The sequence below is a fragment of the Paraburkholderia elongata genome, assembly GCF_013177735.1.
Taxonomy (GTDB): Bacteria; Pseudomonadota; Gammaproteobacteria; order Burkholderiales; family Burkholderiaceae; genus Paraburkholderia; species Paraburkholderia elongata.
The window spans coordinates 21,490-40,437 of record NZ_WOEZ01000211.1 but is presented as its reverse complement, the minus strand read 5'-3'; the positions used below and the strand labels follow the sequence as shown (position 1 = coordinate 40,437).

The following is an 18,948-nucleotide window of genomic DNA, read 5'->3' as shown; positions in this document are numbered from 1 at the left end:
TTGCACGCCGGCGCACTTACACGCTGGCACGCAGTATCGAAGCGACCTGAATGAGGGTTGGCGAAGCGCGTCTCGCCAACCCCTTGCCATTCAGGAATCGCGAGCGGTCACGTCACCCGTTCGCGCAGCCACGCGGACGCCAGATCGATCACCGTCACGACCACGATCACCATGATCATCACCGCGGCCGTCTGCGCGTAATTGAACGAGCGGATCGCCTCGTACAGCACCACGCCGATCCCGCCCGCGCCGACCATGCCGACCACCATCGCCGAGCGCACGTTCGATTCGAAGCGATATAACGCGTACGAGATCCACAACGGCAGCACTTGCGGCAGCACGCCGTAAATGATTTCGTCAAGACTGGTCGCGCCGGTGGCGCGCACGCCTTCGGCCGGAAGCGGATCGATTGCCTCGACCGCTTCGGCGAAGAGCTTGGCGAGCACGCCGGTGGTGTGCACCCACAACGCCAGCACGCCGGCGAACGGACCGAGTCCCACCGCGACGATGAACAGCATCGCGAAGACCATTTCATTGATCGCGCGGCATGCGTCCATCATGCGGCGCATCGGCTGCACGATCCACATCGGCGCCATGTTGTGTGCGGACATTAGTCCGCACGGCACCGCGCATACCAACGAGAGGGCCGTGCCCCACACCGCTACCGACAGCGTCACGTACATCTCGTGAAGATAGCTCCGCCATTCGGTGAAGTCCGGCGGGAAGAAGTCCTTGGCGAACTGACCCATGTTGCCGGAGTCGGAGAGCAGGTCGAGCGGACGCATATCGGCGCCGTGCCATGCGCCACCCAGTACGGCAAGCACGGCGATCCAGCCGATGAGCGACAGCCAGCTGCGCTTGCCTGCGTCAGGGGCGGCACGGCGCGCCGCCTGCGCGGCGAGCGCTTCGCTCGCACGCGTGGGCGACGTGATCAGATCAACCGTGTTCATTGCTTGGCGACGGCGGTGTTGAGTGCGCTCAGCTTCGCATCGAGCGCCGCCAGCTGGGTCTTGCGGTCGTCGTCGGAAAGATGCGTGTCGCTCTCGATCTTCTGCTTCTGCTGGAACAACGCGACCTGACGGATCGGCAGCAACTGCGCATCCGACGACGCCGCGAAACCGGCGTAGCCCGTAATCGCCGCCATCACCGCTTTTTCATGCGGAGCGGTCTTCCCGTAGTTCACGAAGAAGTTGCGGATCTTGTCCTTGGTGGCTTGCGGCAGATCCTTGCGCCATACCAGCGGGTCCGACGGAATCAGCGGCGACGTCCACAACACGCGTACTTGTGCAAACTTGTCCGGATGCTGCTTCTTCAGCGAGTCGAGCTCCTCGGTGTTGTTGGTCGCGATGTCGACCTTGTTGTTCACCACAGCCAGCAGATTCGCTTCGTGGCTCGACGGCAGCACGGCCTTGAACGACGTGTTGACCGGCGTGTTGTGCTTGGCGAACAGGTAATAGCCGGGGATCAGCGTGCCCGAGGTGGAGTTCGGATCGCCGAAACCGAGTGTGACGTCCTTCGTATTTTTAAACACGTCGTCGAGCGTCTTGAAGCGGCTGTTCACGTTGGTGATCAGCACCGAGTTGTAACCGGCTTCGCCATTCAAATACAGGACCTTCGCAAACACTTCGCCTTGCGAGCGGTCCACCGCTTCGATCGCCGACGCGTTGCCGAAATAGCCGACCTGTACCTTGTTAAAGCGCATTCCTTCAATGATGCCGGCGTAGTCGGTCGCGAAGAACGCTTTGACGTTCAGGCCGGTTTGCTTGTTCATATCCTCGATCAGCGGTTCCCAGCGCTGTTTCAGCACGGAGGACGAGTCGGTCGAGATGATGCCGAGGTTGATGTCCTCGGCTTGTGCGGTGGCGACGCAGGCGAATGCGGCCGCGCCGACGGTCAGCGTGATCAATGAACGCAGGAATTTCATCGCTTTGAGGTCCGGTTGAGTGAACAGAATGAGTGGGCGCGCTCAGCTCGAGTGCGCCGGATTGAGGGCGAACGCATAACGCGTCGAGGTGGGGGCGGTGTCTTGCGCCGGTGCGCCGGTGTCGCCCTCGTTAGCGTTGTTGTCCGCATGATCGGTTGCGCTATCGGCGCTGGCCTCGTCGAGCAGTTCGCGGGCGTCGTCGCCGTAGAGTTTCTTGAGCAGGGCAGGGCTCAACGCGGCGGAGGGGCCGTCGTAGACCACCTTGCCGCGACGCAGCGCAACGGTGCGCGGGCAATACTGCATGGCGATGTCGACCTGATGCAGCGACACCAGCACGGTCAGTTGATGCTCGACGTTGAGCGTGCGCAGCATCTCCATCACGCGGCGAGAGGATTCGGGGTCGAGCGAGGCGATCGGTTCGTCGGCGAGCACGATGCGCGCGCGTTGCACCAGCGCTCGCGCCAATGCCGCGCGTTGCTGCTGACCGCCGGAGAGGTTGGCGGCGCGCTCGCGCGCATGGTCGCCGATGCCGACTTCATTGAGCGCGGCCATCGACAACGCCCGCTCCGCGCCCGGAAAGCGCCCGGTGAGGCGGCGCCACAAAGGCAGCCGCGCGAGCGCGCCGATCAGCACGTTGCTCTCCACGGAAAGCCGGTTCACCAGATTGAATTGCTGGAACACGAAGCCGATATCGCGGCGAATGCTGCGCACTTCCCGCACGATGCGGCCGTTCTGCTGGATCGGCCGGCCGAGAATCGCGATCTGCGACGGTTGCGCATCCGAGGCCGTGAAGCCCGCGATGTGGCGCAGCAGCGTCGACTTGCCCGAGCCCGAGGCACCGATCAAGGCAACCATTTCGCCCGGTTCGACACGCAGGTCGATTTCGTCCAGCGCCTTGCGGCCGTTGCTGAACGTCTTGCTCAACCGTTCGATACGAATTGCTTCCCGAATTGCTTCCCGAATTGCTTCCATAAGTACCCCTTGATGCATCCGGTCATTGCCGGCATGTGTGGGGCCCATTCTAGGAAGCGTCTGTGACGGTTGAGTGAAGGCATCGCAACGTCTAGACGACTATATCTTCACGTGTCTTTTTTGCGTCGCCAGAAAGGCAGGAAGAAGTCATTCGTTCGAACAAAAAGTGACACCTGTATGACACGATTTGCATTGGGTGGGGCTCGCTGCGCATGATCGCCTGCAGCCAGGCTATATTGCGTCATTCGGTGTGCCGTCCCCAATAACCTTGCAGTTCCTTTCGACGTCGTCATGCAGCCTTTGAGCTTTCTGCCCGACAGTTTTGCGGAGTACGAAGATCTCAAGACGATCCTCGACCAGGGCAGCGCCAGCTTCGAGATTCGCACCGTCTGCGAGACGACGGTGCGGGGCCGGCAATTCGCCGTGCACACCGCGAGTATCGGTTCGACCGATCCGCTCGCACCGGCAATCGGGTTTTTTGGTGGCATTCACGGACTCGAGCGGATTGGCTCGCAACTCGTGCTCGACTATATGCGCGCGCTGCTCGCCCGGCTGGAATGGGACGAACTGCTGGTGCGGCAATTGCAGTCGATTCGTCTAATTTTTATGCCGATCGTCAATCCGGGCGGCATGTGGGCCGCCACGCGTGCCAATCCCAACGGTGTCGATCTGATGCGCAACGCGCCGCAGGATGCCGACGAACGCGTGCCGCTGCTCGCCGGCGGCCAGCGGGTGGGCGCATGGCTGCCCTGGTATCGCGGCAAGCAAGGCGACCCCATGGAGCCGGAGGCGGCGGCGCTCCTGCGGGTGGTCGAAACCGAAATGGCCGCGCGGCCCCTGAGCATTGCGCTCGACTGTCACTCGGGTTACGGCTGGCGGGATAGCATCTGGTTTCCTTATGCGCGCACGCGCAAGCTGATGCCGCATCTGCCGGAAATGTACGTGCTGAAAACCATGTTCGAGCGCGCGCATCCGCATCATGGCTACGCGTTCGAACCGCAGAGCCACCAGTATCTGTTGCACGGCGATCTGTGGGACTTCGCGTACGACCGTACGCCGCCGCCGAACGTCTTCCTGCCGATGACGCTCGAACTCGGGTCGTGGCTGTGGATCAAGAAGAATCCGCGCCAACTGTTTTCGCGCCAGGGCATGTTTAATCCGGTGAAGGCGCATCGCACCGCACGCGTGCTGCGGCGTCATGCGAATCTGCTCGATTTCCTCGCGCGCGCGGCGTTCTCGGCGCAACGCTGGTTGCCGCAAGGCGATCGTCGCGAGCAATTGCTGCAAAGCGCGACCGACCATTGGACCAGAACGGAAGCGTCATGAGCACGTGGATTCTGTTGCGTGGACTAACGCGCGAAACACGCCACTGGGGGCGTTTGCCCGGCTTGCTGCGCGAGGCGATCGGCACGGATCGCCTGCTGCTGCTCGATCTGCCCGGGAACGGCGAGTTCACCAACTTGCGCGCGCCGGCTGCGGTAGAGGATATGGTGGGTTTCGTGCGGATTGCTGCGCTGCAAACCGGAGCAGCAGGCCCCTATCGCGTGCTGGCAATGTCGCTCGGCGGCATGGTGGCGACCGACTGGGCGCAACGGCATCCCGGCGAGATCGAGCGGCTCGTGCTGATCAATACCAGCATGCGGCCGTTCAGCCGCATGCACGAACGCTTGCGTCCATCCGCATGGCCGGGCCTTCTGGACGTCGCAGCGCACTGGCGCGACGCGCCGCGCGCGGAAAGCGGCATTCATCGGCTGACGTGCAATAACGTGGACACGCTGGGCGCGGATCTCGATGCATGGAGCGAAATTCGCCGGAGTGCGCCGGTGAGCCGGGGCAATGCGTTACGGCAGCTGTGGGCCGCCGCGCGCTTTAGTGCGGCGGCAACGAAACCGCATTGCCCCTTGCTGATTCTTTCGTCACGCGCCGATAAGCTGGTCAACCCGGTGTGTTCGACGAAGCTGGCGGCGGCGTGGGGCGCAACGCATCGCGAGCATCAATGGGCCGGTCACGACCTGCCGCACGACGACCCGGCTTGGACCAGCGAACAGGTTCAAGCATGGCTGATAGAAGAGGCTGGGGGACCGAAGGCCGCGCTTTAAACAGCGGCAGCACGTTCACCGGCAGCGGGTATAACCTAAGTGAGCTCGCGCATCGCTTTCCTGGCGGCAGGTGCATAATCCCCGTTCAGACGATGCATGCGAATCAAGCGATACTCGCTATTGCCGCCCGCCGGGGGAGTTGATCATGCAAGCAAAGAATGAAGAAGCCGTCACTCACTTGCTCAACGATGTCGTCGAATTTGCGCGTGGGCGCTTGCCCGAGCCGACCTTCAAAGTCGTCGAGCCGTTCCTGCGGCACTACTACGATTTCGTCGACGCCGACGACCTGCAGAGCCGCTCGATCGCCGATCTTTACGGCGCAGCGCTCGCGCACTGGCAAACCGCGCAGCGCTTCGTGCCAGGCAGCGAACGGCTGCGCGTCTACAACCCGATACTCGAACAGCACGGCTGGCATTCCGATCACACGGTGATCGAGATCGTTAACGACGACATGCCGTTTCTGGTCGATTCGGTCTCGATGGCGGTCAACCGCCTCGGGCTCGCGCTGCATTCTGTCGTGCATCCGGTGTTTCGCATCTGGCGCGGCCCGGATGGCAGCATCGTGCGAGTGAGTCAGGGTGCTGAAGATTCCACCGATATGCGCTCGCAGCTCGCCTCGTTCATTCACTTCGAAGTCGACCGTTGCGGCGATGCAGCGAAGCTCGACGCATTGCGTGACGAGATCGCCAAGGTGCTTCGCGACGTGCGCGCGGCGGTGGAAGACTGGCCGAAGATCGTCGAGCTCGCGCGCACCACGGTCAAAGGCATGAAGGCCGGCGAGGCGGGGCCGGAAGGCGTCGAGGCCCGCGCGTTCCTCGAATGGATGGTGGCCGATCATTTCACGTTTCTCGGCCAGCGCGACTACGAACTTGTGCAGCACGACATCGGTTTTGGGCTGCGCGCGATCCCGGGCTCCGGGCTCGGCATCCTGCGCGACGCGCAGCGTCCCGCGGGCGAGCCCGAAGTCACGCCGTTGCCGCCGGCGGCCGCCGATATCATCTCCGGCTCGTCGCCCATTTTCCTGACCAAGGCCAACTCGCGCGCGACGGTGCATCGGCCGGGCTATCTGGATTACGTCGGCATCAAGCTGAGCGGTGCGGACGGCAAGGTGATCGGCGAGCGGCGCTTTATCGGCCTGTATACGTCTACCGCCTATCTGGTTTCGGCCTCGGAAATTCCGATCGTGCGGCGCAAATGCGCGAACATCGTGCGGCGGGCCGGTTTCCTGCCCAAGGGCCACCTTGCCAAGTCGCTGGTGACGGTGCTCGAAACCTATCCGCGCGACGAACTCTTTCAGGCCGAGGAAAACCAGCTTTACGATATCGCGCTGGGTGTGCTCCGTTTGCAGGAGCATCAGCGCACGCGGCTGTTCGTGCGGCGCGACCGGTTCGACCGCTTCGTGTCGTGTCTCGTGTTCGTCCCGCGCGACAAGTACAACACCGATCTGCGGCAGCGCATCGCCAACCTGCTGGCCGATGCATTCAACGGCGCAAGTGTCGAATTCACGCCGCTGTTGTCGGAGTCGACCCTCGCGCGTATTCATTTCGTCGTGCACGCAAAGCCGGGTGGCATGCCCCGTGTCGATACGCGCGAACTCGAAGCGCGGCTCGTACACGTCACGCGCCGCTGGCAGGACGATCTCGCCGATGCTTTGCTTGACGCATTCGGCGAAGAGCAGGGCAACCGTCTGCTGCAACACTATGCGGATTCGTTTCCTCCCGGCTATCGCGACGATTATCCGGCCCGTACCGCAGTGCGCGATATCGAGCTGATCGAGCGAGTGCAGGGCAGCGAGCGGCTCGCCATGAACCTGTACCGCCCGATCGAAGCAGGGCCGCGCTCGTTTCGTTTCAAGGTTTATCGTGCAGGGTTGCCCATTGCGTTGTCGCGCAGCTTGCCGATGCTCGAGCATCTCGGCGTACGCGTCGATGAAGAACGGCCTTATCTGATCGAAGCGCTCGATGCCACACCCGCCTGGATTCACGACTTCGGCCTTGAACTCGCGGACGATGCGGAGTTCGATATCGAACGCGTGAAGGATCTTTTCGAAGATGCGTTCGAACAGGTGTGGACGGGCGGAATCGAAAGCGACGATTTCAACCGCCTCGTATTGCGCGCGCAACTGAGTGCGCGCGAGGTGACGATTCTGCGAGCTTATGCCAAGTACCTGAGGCAAGTGGGTTCGACCTTCAGCGACGCCTATATCGAACGCGCGCTCACCGGCAATCCGGCGATAGCCCGCATGCTCGTGGAGTTGTTCATTGCGCGCTTCGATCCGGTACTCGGCGATACGCGCGAGGCCCGCGTCGACGGCTTGTTGAAGACAATCGACAGCGCGCTCGATCAGGTGCCGAATCTCGATGAGGACCGGATACTCCGGCAATTCCTCGGCGTCATCAAGGCGACGCAGCGCACGAACTACTATCGCTTCGATGCGGATGGCCATCCGAAGCCGTATCTGTCGTTCAAATTCGATCCCGCGCACGTGCCCGGTTTGCCCGAACCGAAACCGATGTTCGAAATCTGGGTGTATTCGCCGCGTGTGGAAGGCGTGCATTTGCGCGGCGGCCGTGTCGCGCGCGGCGGGCTGCGCTGGTCGGATCGGCGTGAGGACTTCCGCACGGAAGTGCTCGGCTTGATGAAGGCGCAGATGGTGAAGAACGTGGTGATCGTGCCGGTCGGGTCAAAAGGCGGTTTCGTCGTGAAGAATCCGCCGCCGCAGACCGAACGCGACGCGTGGATGCGTGAGGGCATCGCCTGCTATCAGACGTTCCTGCGCGGCCTGCTCGATTTGACCGACAACCTCGAGGTTACGACGGTGGTGCCGCCGCCCGATGTGGTGCGGCATGATCCCGACGATCCCTATCTGGTGGTCGCCGCCGACAAGGGCACCGCCACCTTCTCCGACTACGCGAACGCGATCTCCCAGGAATATGGTTTCTGGCTCGACGACGCCTTTGCGTCGGGCGGTTCGGTCGGCTATGACCACAAGAAAATGGCGATCACGGCGCGCGGCGCGTGGGAGTCGGTCAAGCGGCACTTCCGGGAAATGGGCGTCGATACGCAGACGACTGATTTCACCGTGGTTGGCGTCGGCGATATGTCGGGCGATGTGTTCGGCAATGGCATGCTGTTGTCGCCGCATATCAAGCTGTTGGCCGCGTTCGATCACCGGCATATCTTCCTCGATCCGAATCCCGATCCAGCGGTAAGCCTTGCCGAACGTGGGCGCCTGTTCGTTTTGGATCGGTCGAGTTGGGCTGACTACGATCCGTCGCTGATCTCGGCAGGAGGCGGTGTGTTTCCGCGTACCGCCAAGACCATTCCGCTGTCTCCAGCCGTGCAGTCGGTGCTTGGCATCAGCGCGCCGGCGCTCGCGCCCGCTGAATTGATGCGCGCGATTCTGCAGGCGCCCGTCGATCTGCTCTACAACGGCGGCATCGGCACCTACGTGAAGGCGACCCGTGAAACGCATCTGCAGGTTGGCGACCGCGCCAATGATGCGATCCGCGTCAACGGCGCCGATCTGCACTGCAAGGTCGTCGCGGAAGGCGGCAATCTAGGTCTCACGCAACTCGGGCGTATTGAATTCGCAGAGCGCGGCGGACGCATCAATACCGATGCGATCGACAACTCCGCGGGCGTTGACTGTTCGGACCACGAGGTCAACATCAAGATTCTGCTGGGCCTGGTCGTCTCCGACGGCGAAATGACCGAGAAGCAGCGCAATGCACTGCTCGCGGAAATGACCGATGAAGTCGGCTTGCTCGTCTTGCAGGACAACTATTACCAGACCCAGGCGCTCTCGATTGCGGGCCGCTACGGCGTCGAATTGCTCGATGCCGAAGCGCGCTTGATGCGTTATCTCGAACGCGCGGGCCGCCTGAACCGCGTGATCGAGTTCTTGCCGTCCGATGAAGAAGTCGCCGAACGCCAGGCTGCGAAACAAGGGCTGACCACGCCCGAGCGTTCGGTGCTGCTTGCCTATAGCAAGATGTGGCTGTACGACGCACTGCTCGAATCGTCGATGCCGGAAGATCCGCTCGTCAGCGACATGCTGATCGAATACTTTCCGAAGCCGTTGCGGCAGCGCTTTGGCGAACCGATGCAACGTCACCCGTTGCGGCGCGAAATCCTCGCAACGCATCTGACCAACGCATTGGTGAATCGCGTGGGCTGCGAGTTCGTGCATCGTCTGATGGAGGAGACCGATGCGAAGCCCGGCGACATCGTGCGGGCCTGCATCATGGCGCGCGACGTGTTCGATCTCGACGACGTGTGGCGCAGTATCGACGCGCTGGATAACCGTGTCGCCGATGATTTACAGGCGCGCATGTTTGTCGAAGTGGCGCGGCTCGTCGAACGCTCGGCGCTATGGTTCCTGCGGCAGTTGCAATCGGGGGCGGTTAGCGACGGCGATGTCGCCGGCTTGCTCGCACGTTGTCGCGACGCGGCGCAACGCCTCGCGCCGCAATGGCCCGCGCTGCTGCCGAGCGCCGATCTCGAAGCGCTGTCCGAGCGGCAGCGCGTGCTCGTGGACGCCGGTGTCGATAGCGAACTGGCGGTGCGAATCGCCAGCGGCGAGATCTCGGCGGCTTTGCTCGACATCGCCGAGGTGTCGTCGACCTGCGGGCGCGATCTCGAACTCGTGGCGGGCGTCTACTTTGCGCTCGGTACGTTGCTGAACTACAGCTGGATCAGCGAGCGCGCGGCCGCTCTGCCGGCGCCCACGCACTGGGACATGCTGGCGCGCGCCACGGCGCTGGCGGAACTCGCACGCCTGAAACGCGCGTTGACCACGAGCGCGCTGGCCGACGCCGACGAGGCGTCGACGCCGGAAGTATTGGTTCAGGCATGGCGCGAGAAGCGCGCCGCGCAACTCGAGCGTTACGCGCGCCTGCTTGCCGATCTGAGGGCCACGGGCGGCGCAAGCTTGTCGATGCTGCTGGTGATCGTGCGGGAGATGGCTGCGCTCGAAAGGGCATAGCGCGACGGACCGCGAGCGAGGGTCGAGGCGCTGCATGCGTCACGGAACCCGGCGCAAAACCGCGCCGGGGTTGGACGCATGCCGCCGGGCATGTCCACAATACGAACTCTTGCCAACCGAAAGCGTTCTGCAAACTCACGGACCCCCTCCACGACGATGAAAGAAGAATCGCCGAAAGCCATTTTCTATGCGCTCGCCGCCAACCTCGGCATCGCAATCTGCAAGTTCGCTGCTGCCACGTTTACCGGTTCCGGCTCGATGTTCGCCGAAGCCATTCATTCGACCGCTGATTGCGGTAACCAGTTGCTGCTGTTATTCGGCTTGCGTGAAGCGCGCAAGCCCGCGAGCCCGTTGCATCCCATGGGCAGTGGCCGCGAGATCAATTTCTATTCGCTACTGGTGGCGTTGCTGCTGTTTTTTGTCGGCGGCGCGTTTTCGGTGTATGAGGGCGTGCATCGTCTGTTTGCGCGCGAGCCTTTGCAGTATGCGTATGTGGCGCTCGTCGTACTCGGCGTTTCGGTGGTGCTCGAAGCCCTCTCGTTGTGGGGCGCGGTTAAGGAAATCCGCAAGACGCATCCCGACAAAAGCCTATGGCGCTGGTTTCGCGAAACGCGCGAGTCCGATCTGCTGGTGGTGGCCGGCGAGGACATTGCCGCGTTAGCGGGTCTTGCGATGGCCTTCGTCGCCGTGCTGCTGACGATGGTGACCGGAAATCCTGTCTACGACGCATTGGGCTCCATCGGCGTGGGTCTGCTGCTAATGGTGATTGCCTGGCTGGTGGCGCGCGAAGTGAAGTCGATGATCGTCGGCGAATCGGCGGGCCCGGAAGTGCGTCGCGCGATCGAGACGCATCTGCGAGCCCGGTCCGAGATTCGCAGCATCATCAACATGATTACGCTGCAGTGGGGCCGTCACGTGGTGGTGGCCGTTCAGGCCGAAATGATCGACTACGCGAGCGGCCGCGCGATGGTCGATGCGATCAACGTGATCGAAGCGGACCTGCAGGCGGCGTTTCCGCAAGTGCGCTGGGTGTTTTTCGAACCGGACGTGCCGCGGGTTTGATGCGTTGTTCCGCTTGCGGGGGGCGTCCGGTCCAGCCGCGGCCGGCGGATTCGGCCCAAGCCGCCACTCAGGCCGCCACTTAGGCCGCCACTTAGGTCTCCGCGCAGGCTCCTCCAGGGTTCAATCACGGCGCATGAAATGCCGCGATACGTAGTGGAAAATAATTTCTTCGCATCTATACTTTCTTCGGCTTGAACGCAGCCCTCTCCCAATCTGCATCACAAGCAAAAAGGAAGATTCACGATGCTGACTCGCACACTTGGCGCAATCTCCGCAATTACACTCGCGGCTTGCGCCGCCTTCACATCCGGCCCTGCCAGCGCGGACGACAACGATGGTTTCTCGCAAGACGACGGCGGCCCGCACGGGCGGCCGGTCAAGGTAATGATCATTTCGATGTTCGGGCCGGAGGGGCAGGTATGGCTCGACCGGCTTGGGCCATGGCGCGAGATTGCGGTCGACGGGCTATCGCCCGATTACCCGACGGTTCATTGCAATAAGCAGGACGTGTGTGTCATGACCACTGGCATGGGGCATAGCAACGCTGCCGCGTCGATCATGGCGTTGACCTTTTCGCCGCGCTTCGATTTGCGGCATACGTACTTTATGGTTGCCGGCATTGCCGGGATCGATCCGCAACAAGGCACGGTCGGGTCCGCCGCGTGGGCGAAGTACCTGGTTGACTTCGGGATTCAGTGGGAGATCGATGGGCGGGAGATTCCGTCTGGCTGGAATACCGGGTACCTTGGAATTAATACCAAGAGTTCTGCGGACAAGCCGCCGCTCGACTATCGGACGGAGGTGTTTCAGTTGAATACCCAGCTAGCCGATACGGCGTTTGCTTTGTCGCGTAGCGTTGTGCTGTCTGATAACGCTCAGGCGCAGGCTGCGCGGGCCAAATATTCGTATGCGCCTGCGAATCGGCCGCCTACTGTTATTCAATGCGATACGCTCGCGGGCGATACCTGGTGGTCCGGAACGTTGCTGGGTCAGCGGGCTCGGGATTGGACCAAGATTCTGACGGATGGCAACGGTGTCTATTGCACAACGCAGCAGGAGGATAACGCTACGTATGAGGCGCTTAAGCGCGCGGCCTCTGTGCATAAGGTTGATTTGAATCGCGTTGCGGTGCTGCGGGCTGGGTCGGATTTTGATCGGCCATACGATGGGCAGACTAGTGCGGATAATTTGCTTAACTATGCTGCGCAAGGGGGTTTTACGATTGCTATTGAGAACCTGTATCGGTCGGGGAATCCGCTTGTGCAGGATATTGCTGCGCATTGGGGGGAGTGGCGGGAGGGGGTGCCAAAAAGGTAGTGCTTTTTGCCTGCTCGGCGCTTCTTTTCTGTGTGCCTACGGCGTTGGCCTTTCCTTGATTTGATATTGGATTATTAGCGTCGCCCCTGTGCGGGGCAGGCACCTACTTTTCTTTGCCGCCGCAAAGAAAAGTAGGCAAAAGAAAGCGGCTCGAACCCCCTGCTAAGCGGGTCCCTCGCACAGTTGCGGTAGTGGTGCATCTGGAATCCGTGTCCTCGCACATTCGGCATGAGTGACAAGGCAGTCATGCTTCCCGCCTCGCACTACGTGCTCGCCGGAAGGGGCCATGAGAAAACACAGGCTTCGTTCGTGTTCGGTGGGGGCCATCGGCCTCGCCTCGGCGAGGCGCTGCAATGCGCTCGTGGTTCGGATGTGACCCTGCTCCAGCGCTGACATCGCGCGCGACTGCGCGCTAGCAGGAACCACTGCGCTGTAGCCAAACCGCCAGCGCAAAAAAACTCCGGCGGTTTCATGAAGTGCCTTTCGGCACGCGCAGCGCTGCCGGAAGTATGACGGCCTTGTCACTCACGCCGAATGTGCGAGAACACAGATTCCAGATGCACCACGATCCCCTCCAAGCCAGGGGACCCGCTTAAGAATTAGCGGTTGGAGCCGCTTTCTTTGCTTACTTTCTTTGCGGCGGCAAAGAAAGTAAGTGCCTGCCCCGCACAGGGGCGACGCTAATAATCCAATATCAATTCAAGGAAAGGCCAAGAAATCCAGATCAAGAAATGGCCAAAACCATAAAAGCACAGACACTCAGCGCCGCACAGGCAAAAACCCCTATTTAAATAGCCTGCTTCTTCATCAACAACTTCAACACCACAGGCAAAAGCAACAACACCAACGGCAACTGCACAATCAACCCGGAAATAATGGCAACTGCCAAAGGCTGCTGCATAGCCGACCCTTGCCCGAGGGCAAACGCAAGCGGCAGCAACGCCAAAATAGCCGCAATAGTCGTCATGGCAATCGGCCGCAACCGATTCCTCCCAGCCGCGATCAGCGCCTCCTCAAACCCGACACCTTCATCCCGAATCAGCCCCTGCAACTCCGATACATAAAAAATCGCCACCTCGGTCACGATACCGATAATCATCGTCATCCCCATCATCGCGGAGATGTTCAACTCAATACCGGTGAGCCACAACCCGATAAACACCGCCCCCGCAGCCAGCAACGGCATCGCCATCACCGCCAGCGCAACGCGGAAGCGCTCATACAAAAACAGCAGCAAGCCAAACACCAACGCAATCGCGGCACCGAACACGGTCAACAAACCCTTGAAGGCAATCTGCTGCTGCTGGTACAAACCACCCAACTCGTAATACACGCCAGTGGGCAACAAACTCTTGTCGCTCAACGTCTTCTGTACGTCCGCGATCGTCGAGCCCAGATCGCGGCCATCGATTCGTGCCGTCACGGCCACCATCCGCTTGAGGTTGTCGCGGCTGATTTCCGGCTGGCCAGTCACCGTCACCTGATCGGCAACGCGATTCAGCGCGAACAGATGGCCGTCCGGTGCGCGAATCTGCAATTGCCCCAGTTGCGTATCGGTTAGCTTCAGGGCGCCGGCCACGCGCACCCGCACGCCGACCGTTTTTGGTCCGGTCTGGAATTGCGTCGCAACGTTGCCTTCCACCATGTCGGACACGGCCTGCGCAATCGACTGCGGGTCCATGCCCTCAGCCGCCGCGGCCTCCGGCCGGATGTGCAATTCGAGTGCGTCGCCCGCCGGGTTGATGCCGTCGTTGACGTCCACCACGCCCTGAATCTTGCCGATTTGCGCCGCTACCTTGCGTGCGGTGGTGTCGAGCGTGTTCTGATCGTCGGAGTAGATCTTGATCTGGACCGGCTGTGGCACCGCGGTCAAGTCGCCGATCAGGTCTTCCATCAGTTGCGCGAGCTCGATGCTCACGCCGGGCACCTGCGTCTCGACCTTCGAACGGATCTCTTCCATCACCGTTCCGATCGGCTCACGGCCGCTCGACTTCAGCCGCACGAAGAAGTCGCCCTTGTTAGGTTCGTTCAGGTCGCCGCCGAGACCGGCGCCCGTGCGGCGCGAGTAAGTCGCGACGTTCGGATTCGCGCGGATGATGCCCTCGATCTGCTTCATCAACCGGTCGGTTTCGGTCACGGACGTGCCCGGATCGGTGTGATAGTCGAGCACGAAGCCGCCTTCATCCATGCTCGGCATGAAACCGCTGCCCACCCGTGTGAACGCGAACGCGGCCACCACGATTAGCGGCAGCAGGCCGAGCAGCACGAGAACCGGGCGTGCCGTCACGTGTTCGATCAGAAAGCCGTAGCGCCGGTTCATCCACGAAGCGAAGCGGGTTTCCTTGTGCTCTTCGGCGTCTTTGGGTTTCAGCCAGCGGTCGCACAGAATCGGCACCGCGAGCCACGTGACGAGAAACGAAATGAACAGGGCGCTTGCCATCGTCACCGAGAGCGCCTTGAAGAACGCGCCCGTCACGCCCGACAGAAACGCGAGCGGCACGAAAATAATCAGCGTCGCCGCCGACGACCCGGCAAGCGGCCGCGTGAATTCGAGCGCCGCCGTCATCACGCGGCCATGAAATTTGTGCGCACCGGCTTCGCGCATGCGTCGCACGATGTGTTCGATCATCACGATGGCGTCGTCGATCACGAGGCCGACCGCGGCGGCCATCCCGCCGAGCGTCATGATGTTGAAACCCATGCCGAACACGTCGAGCAGCAGGATCGTCGCGGCCATCACGACCGGCACCAGCGCGACCGCAATCGCGGTGATCTTCCAGTTGCGCAGGAAGGCAAACAGCGTGAACGCGGCAAGCACCACGCCGATCATGATCGCGTCGCGCACGCTGGTCGCCGAGGCGATCACCAGTTCGCTCTGGTCGTACCAGTTCGAGAGATGCACGCCCGCCGGCATCTGATGCTGGAAGTCAGCGAGCTTCGCACGGATCGTCTTGGCCATCGCCACGCTGTTCGCGCCTGGCTGCTGGAAGACGTTTAGCAACACGGCGTCGTGGCCGTCGGCCGTGACGCGCATCCATTGCGGCACGACACCCTGACGGACTGTCGCGATGTCGCCGAGGCGGATTTGCGTCGCACCGTTGGCCGACACCACCACGTTGCGCAGTTCGTCGAGTTGCGTGATCGTCGTGTTGGCAATCACGAGGTACAACTTGTCGTGATCCTCGATGCGGCCGGTGGCCATCAGCACGTTGCTCGCACCGATCGCTTTCGACACATCCGAGAGGGAGACCTTGTAGGCGGCGAGGCGCGCTGGATCGATCGCGACTTCGAATTCGTCCTGCGCGCCACCGGTCACTTCGACGCGCGCCACGCCTTCCACCGACGACAGCAACGGCCGCATCTGGAACTGCGCAAGATCGCGCAGCGCCGACAATGACTGCTGGTTCGACGTCAGGCTATACGCGAGCACCGGGAACACGGTCGGGTCCATGCGCCGCACCTGCATCGAGGTGCCTTGCGGCAATGTCGCGAGGATCTCGCTGATCGCCGACTGCGCCTGCAGCGTGGCTTGCGCCATGTCGGTGCCCCAGTCGAAATTGATCGAGATTTCCGCCGATCCACGGCTCGTGGTCGATTCGACATCGCGTACGTTTGGCACGCGACGCAGCGCCTCTTCGACCGGCATCGTGACAAGCGTGGCCATCTGTTCGGCGGGGCGGTCGCCCGCGTCGAGCGCGACGACGGCGCGCGGAAAGGCGACGTTCGGGAACAGCGAGATCGGCAGGCGAAACGCGGTCAGTGCGCCCGCGATCGCCAGCAACGCGATCACGAACAGCAGCGAGCGCCGGTGCTTCTGCATCCATTGACCAAAATTCATCGCGGCGCGCCTCCGCCGGCCCGCACCGCCATGCCGTCCTTCAACTCATAGTTACCGCTGACGACAAGGCCTTCTGCGCCGTCGATCGGGCCGTCCACGCCGTAGCGGTCGCCGTTTTCGACCTGCATGACCACCGCGACGCGGCGCGCCTTGTTTTGCGGCGTGATCTGGAACACGTACGCGCCTTTGTCGTCTTTCAGCACTGCGGAACGCGGCACGACCCAATGCGTGCCGCTGCGAGTCGCGATATCGGCGCGGACACGCGTGCCTGGAATGAATGCGCTCTGTCCGAGCGGCACGTTCGCGCCGACGTTGACGAGCTGGCTTTGCTGATCGACCGATGCCCCGACCAGCACCACATGGCCGTCCGCGGCGGCCTTCGCGAGCGAGGTGGACAGGCCGTGCAAGGTGACCGTGTCGCCGGCATGGATAGCGGGGACGTCCGACGGCTCGACGCCAAGCATCACGTTCGCACGCACATCCTTGGCGTTACCGCCGGCCAGTTGCAGGATCGCGGCGCCGGGCTGCACCTGATCGCCCTGTGCCGCCGATAGCTGCAAGACCACGCCGTCGATCGGTGCTGCGATGACCTTGTTGCCGCTCGCAACCCCCGTCTGGTTCTGCGCGGCGAGCGCCTGCTGCGCGTCCTCGGCGGCCTTGCGGGCGGTGGCGAGTTGCGATTGCGTGGCGAGTCCTTTGTCGTACAGCGATTGCGTGCGCGCGAGTTCGCCTTGCGCCAGCGTCACGGCGCTTTTCGCCTGGGTGGCGGCGAGCACCGCGGCAGGGTCGGCTTGCACGACGAAAAGCGGCGTGCCGCGCGTCACGCTCTGGCCGGCCTGCACGCGCATCTGCACGATACGCGCGAGGTACGGCAGATTGACCGTGGTCAAGCTCGACGCGGACGCCGCGACGATGCCATATGCGCGTACCGGTTGTGCAATGACGTCACGCTGCACCCGTACGGTTTGCACGGATACGACGGCTTGGTCGGCCGCATCGTCGCCAGCGGACGCACTGGCTGCGCCGGCCGCACCGGCCGCGAGGAACGCGGCGCTCATGAGTGCGACGCAGGCAAGGGAAATCGCGTAAGAGGCGATGCGCGGCCGCCGCGCCGACAGTGGGCTATTTCGCATGAGTTTCGGTGAAGGTCTGAGCGGAGGGGGCGAAGGAATAGGCGTCGGGGATCGCGCTGCCGAGCAGCGCTTGCAAGCCGACGCGTTGTTCGGCGAGCGATTCGCGCAGCGTGGCGACGTCGACACGTTTGGTGAGCGCGGCGCTTTGCGCATCCGTGTAGGTGCCGAGCACGAGATTGTGCTGCGCGTAGGCCGCGGCCGCATGTTGCGCGGCGAGGTCGACATCGGGCAGCGCGGCCTCGGTCTGCTGCAACTGCCGCGTGAGAATCACACTGTCCGCGCGCATATGGGCGACATCGGCATAAGCCTGGTTCAGGCGAGACTGATATTCGTCACGCAGGCGCTGACGCGTCGCTTTTTCGATCGCGACGTTGCCTTGATTGCGGTTGAAGATCGGCAGGCTCAGATTGATCTGGAAGCCGCTGGTGTAGATGTTCGAGGTGTCTCGTGCGCGCACGAAACCTACGGAAAGGCTTGGGAACTGGCTGAGAATCGCCGCGCGATATTTTTGCTCCTGCGCCTCATAGCCCGCTTGCAGCGCGATCAGGTCCGGGCGGCGCTGTGCGAGTTTCGCGAGCGCTGCGTCGAGCGTCGCGTCGGGCAGTTCGGTCGTGTCTTCGCTGCCGGTGAGTTGCAACTGCACCTCGGGGGAGAGACCGAGCAGCGCGTTCAGATCGTGGTGGGTCTGTTCCGCGGCCGTTTCGGCGTCGGTGTATTGCTTGCGTGCGTCGCTGTATGCGGTGAGCGCGGCGGTCAGCGTATCGTCGGTCAGATTGCCGTCGCGGTGTGCTTCGGCCATGCGCTCGTAGCGCGTGCGCGCGAGGTCGCGCTGCTGTTGCAGCAGCGGTAGCGTGTCCTGCTGGAAACGCGTCTTGATGAACAATTGCCGCGCCTGGGCGACGATCTGCCATTCCTGCCACAGCAGGCCGAGATCGGTCTTGGCCACCGTCGCATCGGCGGATTGCTTGTTCGCGCTGCGCAGCACGATCGCCATCACGTCGATGCTCAGACCATAATTGAATGCACGCGTGAAGCCTTCGGCGCCCGGATAATCGCTCGACACGCTCAGTTGCGGGTCGGGCAGAAGTCCGGCCGAATAAGCCTGCGCGCGGGCGATGCCGAGATCGTCGCGGGCGAGCTTGAGATCGGGATTGTTGGCGACGGCGAGCATCGCGACTTCGTCGATGTCGAACCCGTCGGACGGATCGAAGCGATGCGCGGCCAGTTCGGGCAGCGGCATGGTCGACGGATCGATCTGGATGCGTTCCAGCGAGCGGGCGGAGGTCGACGTATCCTGCGGCGCGAGCGGTTCGCGGTGATACCACGTGCATCCGCCGAGCAGCATCGCGCAAAGGGGCACGAGCACGCGCAACCGTGCTGCGGGAGCGGCCGCTGATTTGGCCGCGAGCGCGGCAGCCAGGCCGGCTGGTCGCCTCGCTGCTGAGCTAGCCGCGGAAAAGGCCGCTGCGGCGGCGTTGAAAACGGGCAAAATCCGGCTCCTGAACAAAAGGTGGGACAGTCGCGAGCGGAGGTCGCAGAACAGGTGCCGATTCTGCTGATGAAGAGCTTAAGTAACGCTTAACCGAAAGTTAAGCATGCCATAAGCCTCCCTTCAG

General features: G+C 62.5%; 11 protein-coding genes. 5 read left to right on the top strand and 6 right to left on the bottom strand.

All coding sequences use genetic code 11. The features are described from left to right. Positions 1-107: 107 nt before the first annotated feature. The 3 genes from phnE to phnC are packed head-to-tail and all read right to left on the bottom strand — an operon-like array spanning position 108 to position 2,896. Positions 108-950: a phosphonate ABC transporter, permease protein PhnE gene (phnE, locus tag GNZ13_RS38255; RefSeq protein WP_236001824.1), complete on the bottom strand. Its 843-nt coding sequence runs from the start codon at positions 948-950 to the stop codon at positions 108-110. Then, positions 947-1,924 (bottom strand): phosphonate ABC transporter substrate-binding protein, encoded by a 978-nt coding sequence (gene phnD / locus GNZ13_RS38250; protein ID WP_172161409.1) that lies wholly within the window; start codon positions 1,922-1,924, stop codon positions 947-949. Before phnD ends, phnE begins: the two co-directional genes overlap by 4 nt. A 42-nt stretch (positions 1,925-1,966) precedes the next feature. Next, positions 1,967-2,896 (bottom strand): phosphonate ABC transporter ATP-binding protein, encoded by a 930-nt coding sequence (phnC, locus tag GNZ13_RS38245; protein ID WP_236001823.1) that lies wholly within the window; start codon positions 2,894-2,896, stop codon positions 1,967-1,969. Between the two features lie 291 nt (positions 2,897-3,187). Here phnC and GNZ13_RS38240 point away from each other — a divergent pair, with 291 nt between their 5' ends. From GNZ13_RS38240 to GNZ13_RS38220, 5 genes are all read left to right on the top strand, one after another. Continuing rightward, complete coding sequence (locus tag GNZ13_RS38240) at positions 3,188-4,222, top strand: M14 family zinc carboxypeptidase (protein WP_172161407.1); 1,035 nt, start codon at positions 3,188-3,190, stop codon at positions 4,220-4,222. Next, positions 4,219-4,995, top strand: a complete 777-nt coding sequence (locus GNZ13_RS38235) for an alpha/beta fold hydrolase (protein ID WP_172161405.1) — start codon at positions 4,219-4,221, stop codon at positions 4,993-4,995. The genes GNZ13_RS38240 and GNZ13_RS38235 overlap by 4 nt, the downstream gene beginning before the upstream one ends. A gap of 145 nt (positions 4,996-5,140) precedes the next feature. Beyond that, positions 5,141-9,982 (top strand): NAD-glutamate dehydrogenase, encoded by a 4,842-nt coding sequence (locus tag GNZ13_RS38230; RefSeq protein ID WP_172161403.1) that lies wholly within the window; start codon positions 5,141-5,143, stop codon positions 9,980-9,982. 156 nt (positions 9,983-10,138) lie between these two features. Beyond that, positions 10,139-11,044: a cation diffusion facilitator family transporter gene (locus tag GNZ13_RS38225; RefSeq protein WP_172161401.1), complete on the top strand. Its 906-nt coding sequence runs from the start codon at positions 10,139-10,141 to the stop codon at positions 11,042-11,044. A 243-nt stretch (positions 11,045-11,287) separates the two neighbouring features. Then, positions 11,288-12,361: a purine-nucleoside phosphorylase gene (locus GNZ13_RS38220; RefSeq protein ID WP_172161399.1), complete on the top strand. Its 1,074-nt coding sequence runs from the start codon at positions 11,288-11,290 to the stop codon at positions 12,359-12,361. Positions 12,362-13,148: 787 nt separating this feature from the next. On the opposite strand, the gene GNZ13_RS38215 is transcribed toward GNZ13_RS38220, so the two are convergent. From GNZ13_RS38215 to GNZ13_RS38205, 3 genes are read right to left on the bottom strand one after another with little or no spacing between them, the layout of a single operon-like run. After that, positions 13,149-16,199 carry an efflux RND transporter permease subunit gene (locus GNZ13_RS38215; RefSeq protein WP_172174736.1) on the bottom strand — a complete coding sequence of 1,017 codons (3,051 nt, stop codon included), beginning with the start codon at positions 16,197-16,199 and terminating at the stop codon, positions 13,149-13,151. Further along, the gene (locus GNZ13_RS38210; protein WP_172174733.1) at positions 16,196-17,332 is read right to left on the bottom strand and encodes an efflux RND transporter periplasmic adaptor subunit; all 1,137 of its coding nucleotides are present in this window, start codon (positions 17,330-17,332) and stop codon (positions 16,196-16,198) included. Before GNZ13_RS38210 ends, GNZ13_RS38215 begins: the two co-directional genes overlap by 4 nt. Beyond that, the gene (locus tag GNZ13_RS38205) at positions 17,322-18,821 is read right to left on the bottom strand and encodes a TolC family protein (RefSeq protein WP_407945686.1); all 1,500 of its coding nucleotides are present in this window, start codon (positions 18,819-18,821) and stop codon (positions 17,322-17,324) included. Before GNZ13_RS38205 ends, GNZ13_RS38210 begins: the two co-directional genes overlap by 11 nt. Positions 18,822-18,948: the final 127 nt, after the last annotated feature.